The 19,675-nt window shown below is 48.6% G+C and carries 15 protein-coding genes; 14 read left to right on the top strand and 1 reads right to left on the bottom strand.

Annotated features, from left to right (window positions below; genetic code table 11):
• Positions 1-4 precede the first annotated feature (4 nt).
• The gene (gene recR, locus C3B51_RS05335) at positions 5-604 is read left to right on the top strand and encodes a recombination mediator RecR (RefSeq protein WP_130244411.1); all 600 of its coding nucleotides are present in this window, start codon (positions 5-7) and stop codon (positions 602-604) included.
• A gap of 175 nt (positions 605-779) precedes the next feature.
• Complete coding sequence (gene htpG / locus C3B51_RS05330) at positions 780-2,696, top strand: molecular chaperone HtpG (protein WP_130244410.1); 1,917 nt, start codon at positions 780-782, stop codon at positions 2,694-2,696.
• A gap of 70 nt (positions 2,697-2,766) precedes the next feature.
• Here the strand turns inward: htpG and C3B51_RS05325 are convergent, their stop codons facing one another.
• Positions 2,767-3,246, bottom strand: a complete 480-nt coding sequence (locus tag C3B51_RS05325; protein WP_130244409.1) for a hypothetical protein — start codon at positions 3,244-3,246, stop codon at positions 2,767-2,769.
• Positions 3,247-3,910: 664 nt separating this feature from the next.
• On the opposite strand from C3B51_RS05325, the gene C3B51_RS05320 reads away from it, so the two are divergent.
• The 12 genes from C3B51_RS05320 (at position 3,911) to C3B51_RS05265 (ending at position 19,638) form a co-directional block, all read left to right on the top strand.
• Positions 3,911-6,610: a TonB-dependent receptor gene (locus C3B51_RS05320; protein ID WP_130244408.1), complete on the top strand. Its 2,700-nt coding sequence runs from the start codon at positions 3,911-3,913 to the stop codon at positions 6,608-6,610.
• Positions 6,611-6,749: 139 nt separating this feature from the next.
• Positions 6,750-8,291, top strand: coding sequence for a tryptophan halogenase family protein (locus C3B51_RS05315; protein ID WP_130244407.1), 1,542 nt, complete (start codon positions 6,750-6,752; stop codon positions 8,289-8,291).
• Between the two features lie 86 nt (positions 8,292-8,377).
• Positions 8,378-9,088, top strand: coding sequence for a SapC family protein (locus tag C3B51_RS05310; protein ID WP_130244406.1), 711 nt, complete (start codon positions 8,378-8,380; stop codon positions 9,086-9,088).
• Between the two features lie 123 nt (positions 9,089-9,211).
• Positions 9,212-10,261 (top strand): isoaspartyl peptidase/L-asparaginase family protein, encoded by a 1,050-nt coding sequence (locus tag C3B51_RS05305; RefSeq protein WP_130244405.1) that lies wholly within the window; start codon positions 9,212-9,214, stop codon positions 10,259-10,261.
• 86 nt (positions 10,262-10,347) lie between these two features.
• A complete protein-coding gene (locus C3B51_RS05300; protein WP_130244404.1) occupies positions 10,348-10,776 on the top strand; it encodes a CBS domain-containing protein in 429 nt (142 codons plus the stop codon).
• A gap of 180 nt (positions 10,777-10,956) precedes the next feature.
• Positions 10,957-14,841, top strand: coding sequence for an ATP-dependent RNA helicase HrpA (hrpA, locus tag C3B51_RS05295; RefSeq protein WP_130244403.1), 3,885 nt, complete (start codon positions 10,957-10,959; stop codon positions 14,839-14,841).
• A gap of 87 nt (positions 14,842-14,928) precedes the next feature.
• The gene (locus C3B51_RS05290; protein WP_010381687.1) at positions 14,929-15,327 is read left to right on the top strand and encodes a response regulator; all 399 of its coding nucleotides are present in this window, start codon (positions 14,929-14,931) and stop codon (positions 15,325-15,327) included.
• A 42-nt stretch (positions 15,328-15,369) separates the two neighbouring features.
• Complete coding sequence (locus tag C3B51_RS05285; protein WP_125718819.1) at positions 15,370-15,663, top strand: PilZ domain-containing protein; 294 nt, start codon at positions 15,370-15,372, stop codon at positions 15,661-15,663.
• Between the two features lie 264 nt (positions 15,664-15,927).
• Positions 15,928-17,538: an ATP-binding protein gene (locus tag C3B51_RS05280; protein WP_130244402.1), complete on the top strand. Its 1,611-nt coding sequence runs from the start codon at positions 15,928-15,930 to the stop codon at positions 17,536-17,538.
• A gap of 73 nt (positions 17,539-17,611) precedes the next feature.
• Positions 17,612-18,280 carry a response regulator gene (locus tag C3B51_RS05275; RefSeq protein ID WP_130244401.1) on the top strand — a complete coding sequence of 223 codons (669 nt, stop codon included), beginning with the start codon at positions 17,612-17,614 and terminating at the stop codon, positions 18,278-18,280.
• Between the two features lie 11 nt (positions 18,281-18,291).
• Complete coding sequence (locus tag C3B51_RS05270; protein WP_130244400.1) at positions 18,292-19,161, top strand: kinase; 870 nt, start codon at positions 18,292-18,294, stop codon at positions 19,159-19,161.
• 48 nt (positions 19,162-19,209) lie between these two features.
• Positions 19,210-19,638, top strand: coding sequence for a cupin domain-containing protein (locus C3B51_RS05265; RefSeq protein WP_130244399.1), 429 nt, complete (start codon positions 19,210-19,212; stop codon positions 19,636-19,638).
• Positions 19,639-19,675 lie beyond the last annotated feature (37 nt).

Genomic DNA, 19,675 nt, shown 5'->3' with positions numbered 1-19,675 from the left:
TATTATGCAATTATCTCCCTCACTTTCAGCTTTGGTTGAAGCCCTGCGTTGTTTACCTGGCATTGGGCCTAAATCGGCACAGCGGATTGCCTTTCACCTGCTAGAAAGAGATCGTAGTGGCGGCACTCAGCTGGGCCAGAGCCTGCTTCAGGCAATGGACAAAATCGGCCATTGTGAATCCTGCCGTACTTTTTCAGAAACGCCGGTGTGCGATATCTGTAGCAACGTAAAACGTCAGGATACCGGGCTGCTGTGTGTGGTTGAATCTCCGAGCGACGTGCTGGCGATTGAACAAACCGGTCAGTATCAGGGCCTGTATTTTGTATTGATGGGGCATTTATCGCCGCTTGATGGCATTGGTCCGAACGAAATCGGCATGGATGTACTGGAAAGAACGCTTGCCAATGGCAACATCAATGAAGTCATTCTGGCAACCAATCCGACGGTTGAAGGGGAGGCCACTGCTCACTTTATCGGTGAAATGTGCCATCAGCATAATGTGACCGCCTCGCGAATTGCCCACGGTATGCCGGTCGGTGGCGAGCTGGAGCTGGTAGACGGCATGACCCTGATGCATGCCTTCAGCGGCAGAAAAGCGATTTAGTGAAAGCCCGAAAGGGCTTTTCTGGTTATCTTTTCGGCAAAACTACTCTATCCGCAACTTTTTTCTTTTACCACCCTTGAAAAACTCTTACCCAGCACAATATACCTGAGCATAACGCAAGTTAACTGATTAACCATGTACTATTATGTGTACCAAATAAGTTAGGGTGTACCAAATGACTACAGAAAATACCAAAGAAAATCATTCATTTAGTGCCAACACTAAGCAACTTCTACAGCTAATGATCCACAGTTTGTACTCAAACAAAGAGATCTTTTTACGTGAGCTGGTATCCAATGCGTCGGATGCCGCAGACAAGTTACGCTTTTTAGCGTTGCAAAACGGCGACCTGTACGAAGGTGACGCTGAGCTGCGCGTGCGTATCAGCGCCGATAAAGACGCCAAAACCGTGACCATTTCTGATAATGGTATCGGTATGACCCGCGACGAAGTGATTAGCTCTCTGGGCACAATTGCTAAGTCGGGCACTGCTGAGTTTTTCAAGAATCTGACTGGTGATGAAGCGAAAGACTCTCAGCTGATTGGTCAGTTTGGTGTTGGTTTTTATTCTGCCTTTATCGTTGCTGATGAAGTGACTGTTCGCACGCGTAAAGCGGGCGAGACCCAGGCAGTTGAATGGCAGTCAAAAGGCGAGGGTGAATACACTCTGGCGGACATTGAAAAAGCCGAGCGCGGTACAGAGATCATTCTTCACCTGCGTGAAGAAGAGCTGGAATTTGCCGATGATTTCCGTCTGCGTTCAATCGTCACTAAGTATTCAGATCACATCTCAATTCCGGTAGAAATGTACAAAGCACCGGTGCCAGAGTCTGAAGGGCCGGATGGCGAAAAAATCGAAGCACAACCGGGCGAGTGGGAAGGTATTAACCGTGCCACGGCACTGTGGACGCGCGATAAGTCAGAGATCAGCGACGAAGAATATAAAGAGTTTTATAAGCACGTTGGTCATGACTGGGAAGAGCCACTGACGTGGGCACACAATAAGGTAGAAGGTAAGACGGAATACACCAGCTTGCTGTATATTCCGAAAAAAGCGCCTTTCGATATGTGGAACCGTGACCGCCAGACTGGTCTGAAGCTTTACGTACAACGCGTATTCATTATGGATGACGCTGAACAGTTTATGCCAAGCTACCTGCGCTTTGTTAAAGGTCTGCTGGATTCAAACGACTTACCACTGAACGTATCGCGTGAAATTCTGCAGGATAACAAAGTAACTCAGGCTATCCGTAAAGGTTGTACGTCTCGTATCCTGAAGATGCTTGAGCGCATGGGTAACAACAAGCCAGAAGATTATCAGACTTTCTGGAACGAGTTTGGTCAGGTGATCAAAGAAGGCCCGGCTGAAGATCATGCCAACAAAGAAGCGATTGCTAAGCTACTGCGCTTCAGCTCTACCCACACTGATGAGAGCGTTCAAAATGTGTCGCTTGAACAGTATATTGAGCGCATGGCAGAAGGTCAGGACAAGATTTACTACGTGGTTGCAGACAGCTTTGAAGCGGCGAAGAGCTCACCACACCTGGAGATCTTCCGTAAGAAAGGCATCGAAGTACTGTTGCTGTCGGACCGTGTAGATGAGTGGATGATGAGCCACCTGACAGAATTTGCTGAGAAGCCGTTCCAGTCTATCACCCGTGGTGATCTTGACTTAGGCGACATGGAAGACGAAGAGAGCAAAAAAGCGCAGGAAGAGAGCGAGAAGCAGGTCGAAGGTCTGGTTGAGCGCATCAAAGAAGCGCTGGGCGATAAAGTGAAAGAAGTGCGCTTTACGCACCGACTGACCGATTCTCCGGCGTGTGTGGTGGTAGATGACCATGATATGAGTTCACAGATGCAAAAGCTGATGGAATCGATTGGTCAGTCTGCGCCAGAGTCTAAGCCAATTTTTGAGCTGAACCCAGAACACCAGCTGGTTAAACACCTGAATGTGGAACAGGACGAAGACAAGTTTGCACAATGGTCAGAAGTATTACTGGACCAGGCACTGCTTGCAGAGCGCGGCAGCCTGAAAGATCCGGCTGGCTTCGTAGCTCGCCTGAATAAGCTAATGCTTGATCTGAGCAAATAAGCCAAACATAGCCTTTAGAGTGTTTAATAAAAGCCCGGCGAACCTTTCGACCGGGCTTTTTTGTGTCTGGTTATTGTTCAGAGTTAAGTGGGCAATATCTACCGTTGTTTGGTACCCAAACAGACCGTGTTTCCCAGCGACAATTATACGCTACACGCTGCTCTTCCTGCTGGGTGAAATAAGTATTGTGTTGGTGCACATAAATTCCGCCTGGTGCATAGTTACCCGGGCCCGGAATGGTCCAGTTTGCAGGGCAACTCTTGTTAGACAATACAGTGCGAGTTTCCCATGCCGGAGCAGACACTGCACTGTGTTTATTTGTGAGTTTGTAATGACATTTTTTGTACGACACATTGACTAGTTGCGTTCGATAGTCGCACACCCAGACACGACGCTCGTCCCAATACCCACCACAATTTGCGCTGTTCACTTGGGTCTCGTAGAAGGTGTTGTAATCTGTCACCTGCATCGTATCTGCGGGTTGAGCCTGAGTAGCCGCAGCTGTACAAACAAGCGAGACTCCAATAAATGTTTTGATATTACGTATCATTAGTTAGTCCTTTTTAGATGATTAGTTGAAACCCGACCAGACCACTTCCGAATCTCTAATACAAAAAGAAGAGCGACTCTCAGGTCAGGCGTATTTAGTGAAACATAAGTAAGATCGCAATGTAAGATAATGCCGTGTGATAAATTTTCATCCTCTATATGGATCTCTATCTATTTGTTATATGGCGCTCTAATCACGCTTATCCTACTGTCTAAAGGCACAATCGCAAATTTGTCATATAAATACACTGGACAAACCAATCATGAAAAAGATAAAATGACAGCGTTGTCATTGAGATCTATTATCACCTTGAATACGCTTCTGCCCGAGCGTTTATGGAATAATCAGATAGCACAGCTCGCCGACATTAGATTAGTTTATTAATTAGGTCCAAATCTTCTACATAACTCATCGCAATTGCTGTCAAATAGCGCATAGCTTGTGATATATTCACCTCGTTTGTAACAAACTATAACCAACCAATTATTTATTCCTTAAGCATCAATAGGTTAGGTTTTTGTTGAAAAAATCTTATGTTAGCCACAAAAAAAGATGTAGCGAATCTGTAATTTTGGGTGTATGGTTTGTTATTAGATGACAGCGTTGTCATCATCACTGGGCAGAAGTGATTTAAAAACCAACAAAATGATTCAAGGGGAATCCTGTGTTAGCTAATAATTTTAAAAAAAGCTTACTGGCAGCTAAGGTTGGCCTCATCCTGAGTACGGGTGTGACAGGCGTAGCGTTTGCTGAAGATAACCAGACCGGCGTTCAAGAAAACGTTGAAGTCATTGAAGTGCGCGGTATCCGCCGTTCATTGGCTGAAGCAGTGAATACCAAACGTTTCGCAACCAGCGTTGTAGATGCGGTATCGGCAGAAGATATCGGTAAGTTTCCAGACAGTGATGTAGGTGAAGCACTGGGCCGTATTCCGGGCGTAGCGGTAAGCCGTCAGTTTGGCCAGGGCCAGCAAGTATCAATCCGTGGTGCATCCAGCCAGCTAACGTTAACAACTCTGAATGGTCAGAACGTTGCTTCAACAGGTTGGTATACTGAGCAAGCAATCGACCGAAGCTTCAACTACACCTTGTTACCACCTGAACTGATTTCAGGTATCGACGTATATAAGTCTTCGCAAGCAAACATCGTTGAAGGTGGTGTTGGTGGTACGGTTAACGTAAAAACCCGTAAGCCATTAGACTTGGATTCCGGAACCGTATTCGCTTCTGTTAAAAGTGTTTACTCAAGCCAGTCTGAGCAATGGGACCCTGCATACAGTGGTCTTGCAAGCTATAAAAATGACGACGAAACATTTGGTGTACTTGCTGCGTTAGCAGTACAGGAAACCGACTATGTACGCCGTGGTAACGAATCACTGGCTGGCTGGGATGGCGCAGTTTCTGCGAACTACTTCCTGCAAGAGCGTGAAAGAACGGCAACTAATGTTGCGTTCCAATATGCACCGACTGACGAGCTGTCGTTTGATTTGACTTATATGAACCTTGAGCTTGAAGCAAACAATAACAACAGTAGCTTCTGGATTTTCCAAACTGGTGCAAACTGTTTGGGTGAAAACCCGGATGGCGTATGTATGTTGTCTGAAGCAACAGCTGCTATACCTACAGACAAACCTTCATGGCTACAGGCGTTCGCGCGTCGGGCGAAGATGGAATCTGAAACGGTTGATTTTGGCTTTGAATTTAAACGTGACACGTTTGAAATCTCTGGACGTATTGGTCGCTCAGAAGCAACCGGTGGTACAGAAGCGCAAACTAACTACGGTGGCCACATCGGCTCACATGAAGATCGCTACGGCATGATCGACATGACCGGCAAGCGCATCAAAATTCAGCTGAAAGAAAATGACTATCGCGTTGGCCACTGGAATGAAGGCAGTCCGGCTGTTGCAGGTTGGGCGGTACGTAATCAGCCTAATACAGATGAAGAGACCTACGCACAGCTTGATACCAAGTTCATGCTTGACCATGACATCATCACTGCCGTTCATGTCGGTGCACGTTTTACCAACCACAAGGTTGAAGAAGACAACTTTAAAGGCCTGGCAAACATCAAACGTGACGCTAACGGTGCACCGATCCTTAAAGACCCGAACGATCCGGGCAGTATCATTGCCGATATCGCCGATATTGCGCCGGCACAGCTATACGGTAATGGTGTAAACGAAGCGGGCTTCGAATATATCACTATCCCGGGCCCACACCTGGATGCGATGTTCAACCACACGGCACAGAACTTCAGCGAATATGTGCGTGACCGCAGTGGCTATGCTGCGCTTGAGGAAGAGAACTTTGCATTCTACGTAATGGCTGACTTCAGTGGCGAAAACTATCGTGGTAACTTCGGTTTGCGTTACATCTCTACAGACGTAAACAGTGACTACTATGGTTCAGATATCACAGTAACAGGTTTTACGGACTCTGGTAACTTCTACGGTGGTAATGCACTGAAAGCGAAAACTTTGTCTAACAAAGAAGCCGATTACTCAGATATCCTGCCTAGCTTTAACATTGCGTATGACCTGGACGAAGATACTATCCTGAGAGGTTCAATCGCACAGGTTATCAGCCGTCCTAACTACCAGGATGTGTTTGCACGTTCCAGTCTGAGTGGTTACGACAATGAAAACCCGAATGACCAGCAGGAAGTAACTGGTAACCCAGGTCTTGAGCCGTTCAAAGCAACTCAGTTGGACGTGTCTTACGAGTACTACTATGGTGACAGCAACTTCGCAAGTGCGACGTTCTTCTACAAAGACATCGAGACATTCGTAACGTCATCAACCACGCCAAATCAGTCAATCGGTATTAATGACCCGGCATGTAACTGTGATGTGTGGAACATCGTTAACCGTGTTAATGGCGACGGTGGTGATGTAATCGGTCTTGAACTACAGCTTCAGCACGCGTTTGACAACGGTTTTGGTACCATTGTTAACTACACGTATGCAGACAGCTCGTCAGAAGAAACAAACTTCGATGACCGTATCGGCCGTTTCTCTGACAGTTCTGACCACACAGTTAACCTGGTTGGTTACTATGAGAATGATGACTTCGGTGCTCGTCTTGCTTATAACTGGCGTTCTGAGTTCATGATCCGTGAAACGGGTTTCTACTCTTCACGTGAGCACATGGACTTCGGTACTCTTGATTTCACTGGTAATTACCAGGTGAATGACAATATCAGCCTGACACTTGAAGTTGTAAACATTCTTGAAGAAGACAGCTATCAGATTGGTATCTCTGGCTCTGACGGTCTGTTGAAAGAAGAAACGAAACATAACTTCCCTGCATGGAGCTATGTGGGTGAGCGCAAGATTGCACTGGGAGCAAACTTACGTTTCTAATTTTGTTGTTTGGAAAAGCCCTGCTTAAATAGTGGGGCTTTTTTATGCCTATGAGAAAGCGAGCGGGGCAGGCATACTGTGAATACCATAAGTCGCTTGCCTGTTCGTGGTGGTCTTTAGCATAGTAGTGAGGTGAGTTGTGCATAATGCAGAAGCTAAAATTAAACGTATAGTCATTGTTGGTGGTGGGACTGCGGGTTGGCTGGCTGCTAACCATTTGGCTGCAGATGCGCCCGAAGATGTGGTCATTACATTAGTTGAGTCGCCAAATATTCCTACGATTGGAGTTGGTGAGGGGACTGTGCCATTTATAGTTGATAGCTTGAAGAAGTTCGGTATTAAAGAGTCGGACGTATTCAGGTTGTGCGACGCAACATTTAAAAATGGTATCCATTTTGTTGGCTGGAACAAACCTGTTAACGGGCAGCCCCACTGCTATTTTCACCCATTTGACGACCCCAATGTCAACGGGGTTAATCTATTGCCGTATTGGCTGCATCAGCTGCCAGAGGCCAGGGCACGCTTTGATCAAAGCGTATCCATTCAAACGCATATTGCATTAGAAAATAGAGCGCCTAAGTTGATCACCAATGCGGAATATGAGCGTTTGATCAATTATGCTTTTCACCTTGATGCGGGAAAATTCTCGGCATTGCTTGCCAAACATGCCATTGACAACCGTCAGGTCAAGCATATTCACGATGACGTCGAGTCGGTAGAGCTGGCGCTGGATGGGTCCATCTCAGGCTTACAGCTGAAGCAGGGCCCTCTGCTGGAGGGCGACCTGTTTATTGATTGCAGTGGCTTCCAGTCTTTATTGCTTGGCAAAGCGCTGAATACCCCCTTTATTGATAAGAGTGACGTGCTCTTTGCCAATCATGCGGTGGTCACACAGGTGCCTTATGAGCGCGAGCAAGAAGTACCGCCTTATACTATTTCAACAGCACAACAGGCAGGGTGGATCTGGGATATTGGATTGCAAACCCGCAAAGGCGTTGGCCACGTTTATAGCGATCAGTTTACCAGCCATGAGCAGGCACATCGCGATCTGTCTGCTTACCTTGGCAAATCTGAAGACGTCGTCGAATCTCGGTTGATAAAAATGCAAGTAGGTTATCGAGCGCAAGCCTGGGTAAAAAACTGTATCGGTATCGGGTTGTCACAAGGGTTTGTTGAGCCGCTGGAGGCGACTGGACTGCTGGTGTTTGATTTGGCGGCCAGGATGCTCTCGAAACGCTTACCTGAGCAGCGTCAGGACATGCCGGCAATTGCGCTGCAATTTAATCAACATATGTCTCATGCCTGGCAGTCAATTGTTGATTTTATCAAACTCCATTATTGTATCTCCAATCGAGATGATAGCGAGTTTTGGCGCATGAATCGTGCCCCAGAAACAATCCCGGATTCACTGCAACATAAACTGGCACTGTGGCGAAGCGATATCCCGAATGAGTATGACTTTGTCAGTAGCCTGGATGTATTCAGGCTAGAAAATCACCTTTATGTTTTATACGGCATGAACTATCCTAGTCGGTGCAAGTATCCTTCGCCACAAAAAGTGTCACAACAGGAAGCTATGCTTAAGCTGGTGTCCCAGCAACAACAAAAAGCTGTAGCAATGTTAGAAACGCACAGCAAGCTGGTTGCAAAAGCAGCAAGATATGGCTTTCAAAGAATTTAACCACAATATTTCTTTTCTTTTAACTTGAAAAGCTATAGCCTTGGACACATATAAATAACAACTTTATGAAAAAACGGAGCAGTATTATGGCGGAGCAACAAGTGCAGCCTTTACACAACGAGAAACATGCCAACATCAAAGTAAAAAATGGCATTAATGTAGAATTTTTGAAATCTCAGCACTTGATCCCGGTTGTTGCACACGAGTTTGCACGTGTTGCGACTGAATTCCCGATGGCATTTGTTAAGAACACTGAAAGCGGTCAGTATCAGGCGGTAGCTTTATTTGGCCTTGAGCCAGGTGAGAACCTGTTTGTACAGGATGGCGAATGGACTGCAGGTATCGCACCACTGGCAGCATCTCGTTACCCGTTTGGTCTGGTTAAGCACCCAGAGCAAGACCAGTACGGCATCGTTATTGACGAAGCCAGCCCGCTGGTAGGTGAAGAAGAAGGCAATGCTTTGTTTGCAGACGGCAAAGAAACTGAGTATCTGGAGCGCCGTAAAGAAGCATTGGTTAACTACATCGAGTTTTCTCGTGTAACTGAAGCTTTCACTCAGTACCTGGCAGACAAAGAGCTACTTGTACAACAAACTCTGACAGTTGAAATCGCTGGTGAAAAGAAAGACATCAACGGTATTTACCTGGTAGACGAGCGTAAGCTGAACGAGCTGAGCGACGAAGCTTACCTGGAACTGCGCAAGCGTGGTTACCTGGCACCAATCTTCTCTTTCCTGACTTCTACACATCAGGTTGGCCGTCTGGCTCGTCTGAAAGCAAAGCGTCAGGCAAGCTAAGTCAATAATGACTTTCTATTGTTAAAAAGCGCCCAAGGGCGCTTTTTTTTGTCGCTTTTTTTTGTATTCGAAATGCAGTTCCGGCAACTTGGTTTCATAATAAAAGAACAACAGGAACTCAACATGCGCCGTATACTTATCACCTCATCCTTATTCGCCGCCCTGAGCGCGGTACACCCCGCTTTTGCAGCCAAACCTGAGACACCTATTGCCATTGCTATTCATGGTGGTGCCGGCACCATTGAAAGGTCAAAATTTACCCCCGAGCAGGAGCATGCATATCGACAAACTTTACAGTCAGCTGTCGAGCAGGGCTACGCCGTGTTAGAGCAAGGTGGTGAGAGTCTGGATGCCATCACTGCGGCAATTAAGATATTGGAAAATTCGCCGTTTTTTAATGCCGGAAAAGGTGCGGTTTATACTTATGAAGGAGCCCATGAGCTGGACGCGTCGATCATGGATGGACGAGACCGTCAGGCCGGCGCGGTTGCCGGTGTTAAACATATTAAAAACCCCATCGAGCTGGCCAGAGCAGTGATGGAGCAATCGGTGCATGTGATGCTCAGTGGCAAAGGCGCCGAGGAGTTTGCCAAACGCGAAGGTATGTCGTTTGTTAATAATGACTATTTTGACACACCTCATCGCTATGAAGCCTGGCAAAAAGCACGCAAGAAACTGGAGCAAGCCGAGCAGAGCAACAAAGACTATCAGGCACAGCATCAACAGTTGCCGCAGCAATATAAAATGGGCACAGTGGGCGCCGTTGCGTTGGACAAACAGGGCAACCTGGCCGCAGGCACATCGACCGGCGGTATGACAGCAAAACGATTTGGACGTGTTGGTGACTCGCCGATTATTGGCGCAGGGACCTTTGCAGACAATGACTCTTGTGCGGTGTCAGCAACCGGGCATGGTGAGTACTTTATTCGCTATAACGTTGCCGCTGATATCTGTGCGCGGGTACAGTATCAGGACAAATCCGTGGCGCAAGCCGGGCAGGACGTGATTTTTGGCCCTATGTTACGCGCGGGCGGAACCGGCGGTGTGATTATTCTAGATGCCAAGGGCAATATCAGTATGCCATTTAACACCAAGGGCATGTACCGGGCCAGCAAGTCCAACACTCAGCCTACCTATGTGGGGATTTTTGAGGACAAAGACACCTCTAAATAGTGTGCTTAAGGTTTGCAAACTTAGGCAATTTTTGTAACGCCAGCTACTATTTAATATGAAGCTGGTGTTTTTTAGGGGAATGAAATATGCAATCTGTCAAAGTAGCAGACTATCTGAATCATCGTCCGGTGACCTTTAAAGCGGACATGCGCATTGAATCGGCAGTGGAAAAATTACTGCAAAGTGGTCAGTCCGGAGGCCCGGTGATTGATGACATGCAACGCGTGGTGGGCTTTTTATCCGAGCAAGATTGTATCCGCACTATGCTCGAAGCTACTTATCAGAACGAATCACACACCATAGTGGCTGATGTAATGAATGCCGAGCCATTGTGTGTCAGCCCGGATGACAGCATTTTAAAATTGGCAGACAGAATGACGGCGGACAAGCCGAAAATTTATCCGGTCTGTGACAGTGATTGTCGGCTGGTTGGGGTGATCAGTCGTACTCACGTGCTTTATGCCATTGATAAGCACCTCCACGATACCTATGAATCGGGACATCGCTTTGTCTGAGTGTTGAACTACTCGCCAGACCTACTGGCGAGTGTGCCTGGTGCTTTGTTCGGCCCACTCGTTGTAGAGACGAATTTACCTGCGCTAATTTAGTACACAGCCCCCGTCAAAGGGACTGGGCTGACTGCATGCTTTTTGTTAGACTACGCGACGATTTTCTCAGTAACAAGGTGTCGTGTAGTGGATTTGCAGTCGTTGTATTCGAACATAGCGGATTGCCTCAAAAAGGATCAGTTTCTCTTTAAAAAACGTCTTCAGGGCGTTAAAAAAATAAAAGACGAAGCGAAACAACAAAAGGTACTTACTCAGATAACGCGTGACATAGAGCACAGCAAAACGCTTAGAGTAAAGCGTCTGGCTGAACTGCCGACGGTGCAATATCCCGAGTCGCTGCCGGTTAGCCAGAAAAAAGACGACATTAAAAAAGCCATTGCCGAGAACCAGGTGGTGATAGTAGCCGGTGAAACCGGTTCAGGTAAAACCACTCAGCTACCTAAAATCTGTCTGGAACTGGGCCGTGGTGTTGATGGCTATATTGGTCACACTCAGCCACGACGTCTGGCCGCACGCAGCGTGTCAAACCGGATTGCCGAAGAGCTTAATTGTGAGCTTGGTCAGGAGGTGGGCTTTAAGATCCGTTTCAGCGATCAGGTGTCTGATAAGAGCTATATCAAATTAATGACGGACGGTATCTTGCTGGCAGAGATCCAGCAAGACAGATACCTGAACCAGTACGATACCATCATCATAGATGAAGCCCACGAGCGCAGTCTGAATATCGACTTTATCCTTGGTTATCTGAAAAACCTGCTTCCCAAGCGCCCAGATCTGAAGGTGATTATTACCTCGGCAACAATCGATCCGGAGCGTTTTTCCAGGCACTTTAATAACGCCCCCATCATTGAAGTATCGGGCCGTACCTATCCGGTAGAAGTGCGCTATCGCCCCGTGATTGATGCCAGTGGGGATGAGAGTGAAGCCGAAAACGACCAGCTACAGGGGATCTTCGATGCCGTAGACGAGCTGTGTGCAGAGGGCCCCGGAGACATTCTGATCTTTATGAATGGCGAGCGGGAAATTCGCGATACGGCGGATGCGCTGAGTAAGCGTAACCTCAAAGGGGTTGAAATCCTGCCTTTGTATGCCCGTTTGTCGAATGCCGAGCAAAATCGCATTTTTGCCGCCCACAGCCATCGTCGTATTGTGCTGTCAACCAACGTGGCCGAAACCTCACTGACGGTACCTGGGATCCGCTATGTTATTGACCCGGGCACGGCGCGGATCAGCCGCTACAGTGCTCGTACTAAGGTTCAGCGATTGCCGATTGAGGCCGTTTCTCAGGCCAGTGCCAATCAGCGTATGGGTCGCTGTGGTCGGGTTGCTGCGGGTATCTGTATCCGGTTGTACTCAGAAGAAGATTTTCTGGGACGTCCTGAATTTACCGATCCGGAAATTCTGCGCACCAACCTGGCATCGGTTATTTTACAAATGCTGGCGCTGGGTCTGGGTGATATCAAGCGGTTTCCGTTTGTGCAAGCACCCGATAACCGCAATATCACAGATGGTGTTACGCTGCTTGAAGAGTTGGGGGCCGTTAAACCTGCCGCAAGACGTGAGCAAACTACACTGACCCAGACCGGGCGCAAGCTTAGCCGCTTACCGATAGATCCACGCCTGGCCCGTATGGTACTGGCATCAGCTCCTTTGGGTGCATTGCGTGAGGTGATCATTATCGCAGCGGCACTGTCGATTCAGGACCCCAGAGAAAGGCCGCAGGAAAAACGCGGTGCTGCGGATGAAAAGCATGGTCGATTTGAAGACCCAGACTCGGATTTTATGGCGTTTTTGAACCTCTGGCAGTATCTGGAGGAGCAGCAGGAAGCGCTCAGTCGCAGCCAGTTCAGAAAGCAATGTCAGAAAGACTTTTTGGCTTATATGCGGGTCAGAGAGTGGCAAGATATTGTTTATCAGCTCACCACTGTGTGTACAGAAATGGGCCTCAAAGCCTCAGGCAACGACGCCAGTTTCGAAGCCATTCACCAGGCGCTGCTCAGCGGGATGTTGAGCCACATAGGTCAAAAAGACGAGAAAAAATTCTACAAAGGGGCGCGCAACAGCCAGTTCCATATTTTCCCGGGCTCTGGCCTGTTTAAGAAAAGTCCGAAGTGGGTGATGGCGGCTGAACTGGTAGAAACCAGTAAGCTCTATGCCCGCATTAATGCCAGGATTGATGTCAACTGGGTTGCCCCGCTGGCGGAGCATCTGGTTAAGCGTAGTTACAGCGAACCACACTGGGAAAAGAAACAGGGCTGTGTCATCGCCTTTGAACAGCAAACCCTGTATGGCCTGATCATAGTTGGCAAAAAGCGTACGGTTTACAGTCAGATTGAACCTGCGCTGTGTCGCGAACTGTTTATTAAAGAAGCGCTGGTTGCGCAGCAACTGGGTCAAAATGAGGCCTTTTTAAAGCACAATCAGGCCCTGATTGAAGATATTCAGGATCTGGAAAACAAAGCGCGTCGCCGGGATATTCTGGTTGATGAGCATATGATGCAGGCGTTTTACGAGCAGCGGATCCCGGCCGATGTCAATAACCGGGCTGCGTTCAACCACTGGTGGAAAGAGAAGAAAAAAACTGACAAACGCTTTTTGCATATGGACAGAGATGCTCTGATGCAGCACGAAGCGTCACACATTACGGCGCTGGATTATCCTGATGTGTGGCAGCAGGGCAATCTGATGTTGCCATTGAGCTATCACTTTGAGCCCGGTCAGCCGGTTGACGGCGTGATGGTGAACATTCCCTTACCACTGCTTAACCAGGTGGCTAATGAAGGGTTTGACTGGCATATTCCGGCACTGCGCCATGAATTGATCTGCTCTTTGATCAAGAGCCTGCCAAAAAGTCTGCGACGCAACTTTGTCCCGGCGCCCAACTATGCCGATGCGGTGCTTGCTGCCATAGAGCCGATGCAGGGCGGTTTTCTGGAAGCGCTGGCCAATCGCTTGTTGCGTATGACGGGCGTCAAAGTTGACGCTGAGGATTTCGATCTCGGAGCACTGGAATCGCACTTAAAAATGCAGTTTCAGGTGCTGGACGAACACAACAAGGTGATAGCGCATGGCTATGACCTGGATGCACTCAAGGCCAAATTACAAGGCAAGGTCACACAAACGCTGTCAAAAGTGGCCGAAGAGGGCATCGAGCAGGAAGGGCTGACGCAGTGGTCATTTGGTGACTTGCCTGAGGAATACACCAAAAAGCAAGGCGGCTATGAGATCAAAGCTTTCCCGGCGCTGGTAGATAACAAGCAAAGCACTTCAATCAGTTTATTTGACCATCCGCTCAAGGCACAACAGGCACACCGCCTTGGTTTACGTCGGCTGGTGATGCTGAACGTGCCCTCACCGGTGAAATATTTACAACAGCACTTACCGAATAAAGCAAAGCTGGGGCTGTATTTTAATCCGTTTGGTAAAATTAATGACCTGATCGACGATTGTACTGCAGCGGGAATAGATGCCTTACTGGGAGATTACACCGCTATTCGCTCTGAGCAGGACTTTGAAAAAGCCAAAGAATATGTCCGGGCTGAACTTGGAGACAAAGTGGTAGATATTGCGTCGGCGGTAGAGCAGGTGCTAAGTATTGCGCACAGCATTAACAAGCGTATGAAAGGGCGGGTTGATTTAACCATGATCACCGCGCACGGAGATATCAAGTCTCAGCTGGAAAGCCTGATCTTCAAAGGGTTTGTCAGCCAGCATGGGGCGCACAAATTGCCAGACTTACTGCGCTATATGAAAGCCATTGAAAAACGGCTGGAAAAACTGCCTGTTGACCCTAACCGGGACCGTTTATGTGTGCTGGAGCTGGAAAAAGTGGCGGCGGCGTATAGCGATAAATGTAACAAACAGCCAAAAGGGATCCCTATGCCTGCGGCACTTGAGGAGATTTTCTGGATGCAGCAGGAACTTCGGGTGTCTTTATTCGCTCAAACACTAGGAACGCCTTATCCGATTTCGGCCAAACGGATCACCAATGCGTTAAATGAGATCGAATAGTGTGTTTTGACTTGCAATTTGCATTGGGGCAATTACCTTATTAAGAGGAAACTATTTTTGGATTGTGAAAAGGAAGCGGCATTGACTATGTCCACACAGGGGAGCAGGATGAAAACGCCGCATGTGTTAGTGGTTGACGATGAGTATTTCAATTTTGAAATGCTCTCTATGGCTTTATCGGATGCATTTAAGTTCAGTTATGCTGAGTCGGGCAAGAGCTGCCTGTCTAATGCGATAGCCGATCCGCCGGATGTGATTTTGCTAGATGTGTGCATGCCCGGGCTGGATGGCTACGACACGTGCCGGATGCTGAAAAATACGCCAGAGACCAGAGACATTCCGGTGCTTATGGTGTCAGGCCTTGAATCGGAGCAGGAGAAGCAAGCAGGCTTCGATGCAGGCTGCGATGCGTATGTGGTTAAGCCTTTTTCAATGCAATCCTTATCGGAAAAAATAAAAAATATGGTGCAAATTATTCCCAGGTAATTTTTTGCAGGCAAGCAATGATAATAAAGAGTGGAGCACGCCATGATACACGAGGATAAACGGCGCTTTATGCGCATGATGGTCAATACCCAGGCACAACTAACAGTGTTGTCCACGGGTCATAAACTGCAAGGCACCTGCCACGATTTAAGTGCCACGGGGCTTTCAATCATTGTGGACGAGCCTCTGGAAATGAATGAAATGCTGGACGTATTTATCGACAGCCATGGCGGCTCTATTCCTCCTTTGAATGCCCATGTGAAAGTCATCCGGTGCGGTAATAACAGCGAAGGCGATGGCTATATGCTGGGCCTGGAAATCGTGCAGTTTAATTAGCCGCCTTCATCTCCTTAGCAACCTGGCTTGTCTGGCATCCGACAAGCCAGCCACCCAAGCAGGCATGCAGACGTGTTCCTGTTTAGTTAGTGTTTGCCGCTACTTCCACACTATTTGCACATTGACCTTACATACTGATTAGCATCTGGCCTTATAACAATTTGCTTAATTGAGTGTTCTATTTGAGGCGAGAAAATAGGGGCGATAAACAGGCAAAATTTGCGAACCCATGTTCTGAATTCCGTTCACAGAGGTAATTACACCATGAAACTGACGATACGGCACAAGCTGCTGGCTATTTTGCTGTTGGTCAACACCGTATTGATCATGGCGATTTACTTTGCTAATCAGGCGGCATTTGAAAAGAGCTTTCGTGATTATATTCAGCAAAACAGCCGTGCCCGGCTGGTTGCGCTGATGCCGAGCATTCGCGATAATTTTGCTCGCTATGGCGACGACTGGGTATATCCTCGTCATCCCGCCTGGCATCAGCTGGTAAGCGAACTAAGAGGAAACGGCAGAAGTGCCACTTCACCCGCTGGGGCACCTTCCTATGACAGTTACGACAGTCCCGCCATGCAGCGCCCGCGCAGACTATCAGAGCTCACTGAGCGGGAGCCTGAACCAGGTCGGGATGGTCGTGGCATGCGCAATGAGCAAGACCCTCAGGCGCAGCATCACACCGACAGACGTCCAAGGCCCGGCGCTGATCGCCCGCCCAGAGGCGAGCGCGGTGATCACCCTCATCAAAAGCGCAGACCCCCCAGAGGACGCGCAGATAGTATGGGTGGTCGTCTGGTATTTAAAAACGCGGCAGGTGAGCAGGTGATTGGTTCTTTGACGACGACCAGAAGCACGTTATGGGAGCCCGTACATCAGTCCGACTCCTCATCGTCTCCTTTGCTGGGGTACGTGGGTCTGGAAGATGGTCTGGTTATCAGCAATCGCTTTGACAGCTTATTTGCAGAGCGACAAAAAAACTGGTTTATGTACATTGCCATTGTGGCCCTGATAGCGTCGAGCTTACTGGCTATCCCGTTCAGCCACTTTCTGGTCGCGCCGGTGCTGGCGCTGCGCCGTGCTGCACAAAACCTGGCAAGAGGCGATTATCAGAGCAGTTTAAACCCTGACAGTAACGACGAGCTGGGCATGCTGGCAAGAGATTTGAATACACTCTCCGAGACCCTACGGGAAAACCAGCAAGCCCGACAACAGTGGATTGCCGATATTTCCCATGAACTGCGCACGCCAATCGCCGTGTTTAAAGCCGAGCTGGAGGGCATGATAGATGGCGTGATAGACACAGATCCTGCTCAGTTGCAGTCCTTACATGAAGAGATCAGTCGTCTGACTCAGTTGGTTGATGACCTGCACCAGCTTTCTATGTCGGACAGAGGCTCACTAAGCTACCAGATGTCATCACATTGTCTGGGCGAACTGATCGAGCAAACCTTTGGCAATCATCAGGCGCAGCTTGCCAACCGTGCCTTTGACTATCAGCTTAAAGGCGACACACAGAGTCTGATGATGTGTGACGACAGAAGAATGACGCAGTTGTTTAGTAATCTGATGCAAAATACACTGCGCTATACCGATTCAGAGTTGCACAATCCTGGGCAAATTCGGGTGACCATTAAACAGCAGGGCACACAAACAGAGATCGTCTGGGAAGATAGCTCTCCCGGCGTGGCCCCCGAGCTGCTGGATAAATTGTTCGACCGGTTGTTTCGCGTTAAACAGGCCCGAGATCGGGTCTCGGGCGGCTCAGGTCTTGGGCTGGCCATTTGTACCAGCATAGTTCAGGCCCATAACGGCACGATTTCGGCGCGCGAGAGTGAGTTAGGAGGCTTGGCTGTGGTGATGCGTTTTGCTTAAAAGGGTTGTAAATTCAAGCGATTTCACTTAGCTTTGGGTAAGAGAAGACCCAAGGTGAAAGTGAACGCCGAAGATGCAAAAAGTACTGATCATAGAAGACGAGCAAAAGCTTGCGACCATTTTGGGCAAGTATGTCACCCAGGCTGGATATGAGCTCCATATGGTGCATGACGGCGCCGACGCCCTGGCCGCCGTGGAAAGTTATAAACCCGATATTATTTTACTCGACCTGATGTTACCTAATGTCGACGGTATCGTGATCTGTCAGGAGGTGCGCCGTCACTCTATGGTGCCGATCATCATGACAACCGCCAAAGTCGAAGAAATAGACAGGCTGCTGGGTCTTGAAGTCGGGGCCGATGATTACGTTTGCAAGCCCTATAGTCCGAGGGAGGTGGTTGCCCGGGTTAAAGCCATTTTACGCCGGGTCGGGTCGAGCGAGCCTCAGTCTGAGCAACTGACACTGGATGAAAATACTTTGTTTGTGAGTTATCAGAATAATTCTGTTGAACTGACTCAGGTTGAATTTGTATTGCTGCAAACGCTGGTTGCGCATCCGGGGCGTATTTATAATCGCTCGCGACTGATGGACAACATTTACGACGACGACCGCATCGTCAGTGACCGCACCATAGACAGCCACATTAAAAAGATCCGCAAAAAGCTGTCGCAGTTGTCTCCTGACAGCGAGTTTATTCACTCAATTTATGGTGCGGGTTACAAATATGAGCTGACAAACTAGCTCAGTATCGTATGGATAAACCTTCGACACTTTCGCCCTGGCAGCAGGCATTTTGTGACAATCAGGGCCTGGATGCGCAGTATATCCAGCCTCTGGCGCCGGTTACACGCTGGCTGGCGCAGCAGGTTGAGCAACAGGTGCCTGTGTGCCTTGGGATCAGTGGCTCGCAGGGCAGTGGCAAATCAACTCTGGCGACTTATTTAAAAGCCTATCTGATACAGCTCGGCCTCAATGCTGAATGTGTATCGCTGGATGACTTTTATCTGAGCCGGGCCGAGCGTGCAAAACGTGCTGCAGATCTTCACCCTTTGTTTCAAACCCGCGGTGTCCCCGGCACACACAACATCGAATTGGCAAAGGATGTATTCGCGCAATTTCGAGCCCGTCGGCCCCTTACCTTACCCCGCTTTGACAAGTCCATGGATGAACCATTTGAGCCAGAAAAATGGACAAAGACCGATGCGCTGGATGTCCTCATTGTCGAGGGCTGGTGCCTGGGCGTCGGGCCACAAACTGATCAACAACTCAGTGATCCGGTTAATTCGTTAGAACAAAACCAGGATCCTGAAGGACGCTATCGACATGCGGTTAATCACTTTCTTAATACAGACTATCAGCCGCTGTTTGGACAGCTGGACAAGCTTATTTTCCTCAACGCGCAGGCGTTTACTCATGTTGCCCGCTGGCGCTTTGAACAGGAGCAAAAACTTAGCCTGTCTGGCGCTCAGGCGCGCCGCATGTCGCAGTCGGAAGTAGCGCATTTTGTGCAGTTTTTTCAGCGTCTGACACAGTGGGGCTTAGCAACTTTGCCAGAGCAATGCGACATCATGTTAAGGCTCTCACCGCAGCGCCAGATCACCGAGACGGTGCTTCACAATTAACCCACATTAATGCGTTAGGGTGGGGAAAATAACGACGGAACAACACCTATGAACAATACCGCTTTTTCCTTCTCGACCCTGTTGCTGCTGAGCTCTATAAGTGTCAGTGCAGAGCACGCGCACAGCGGAAAAATTCAGGTTGAAACCCTGACCAAACAGCAGCACAGCTGGAATGGTGCGGTTTTACCTGCCTATCCTCAAGGTCAGCCAGAGGTGCAGATCATGCGTTTTACCATTCCCGCGGGTCAGACGTTGCCAATGCATAAGCACCCGTATATTAATGCCGGGCTGTTGTTAAGCGGCGAGTTGCAGGTCGAAACACATAGCGGGGATATCATCCACATCAAAGCGGGCGATACCCTGGTCGAGGTCGTCAATACCTGGCACTGGGGCAAGAGCATAGGCAAAGAAGCCGCGCAGATAGTGGTGTTTTATGCCGGCGTTAAAGATCAGCCGGTGACACTCAAAAAACAATAGCTTTGACTGCACCGCCTCAGCGCCTGATAGCGGTGCA

The sequence above is a fragment of the Pseudoalteromonas rubra genome (assembly GCF_004212645.1).
Lineage (GTDB): Bacteria > Pseudomonadota > Gammaproteobacteria > Enterobacterales > Alteromonadaceae > Pseudoalteromonas > Pseudoalteromonas rubra_G.
This window is presented reverse-complemented; position numbering and strand designations above follow the sequence as displayed.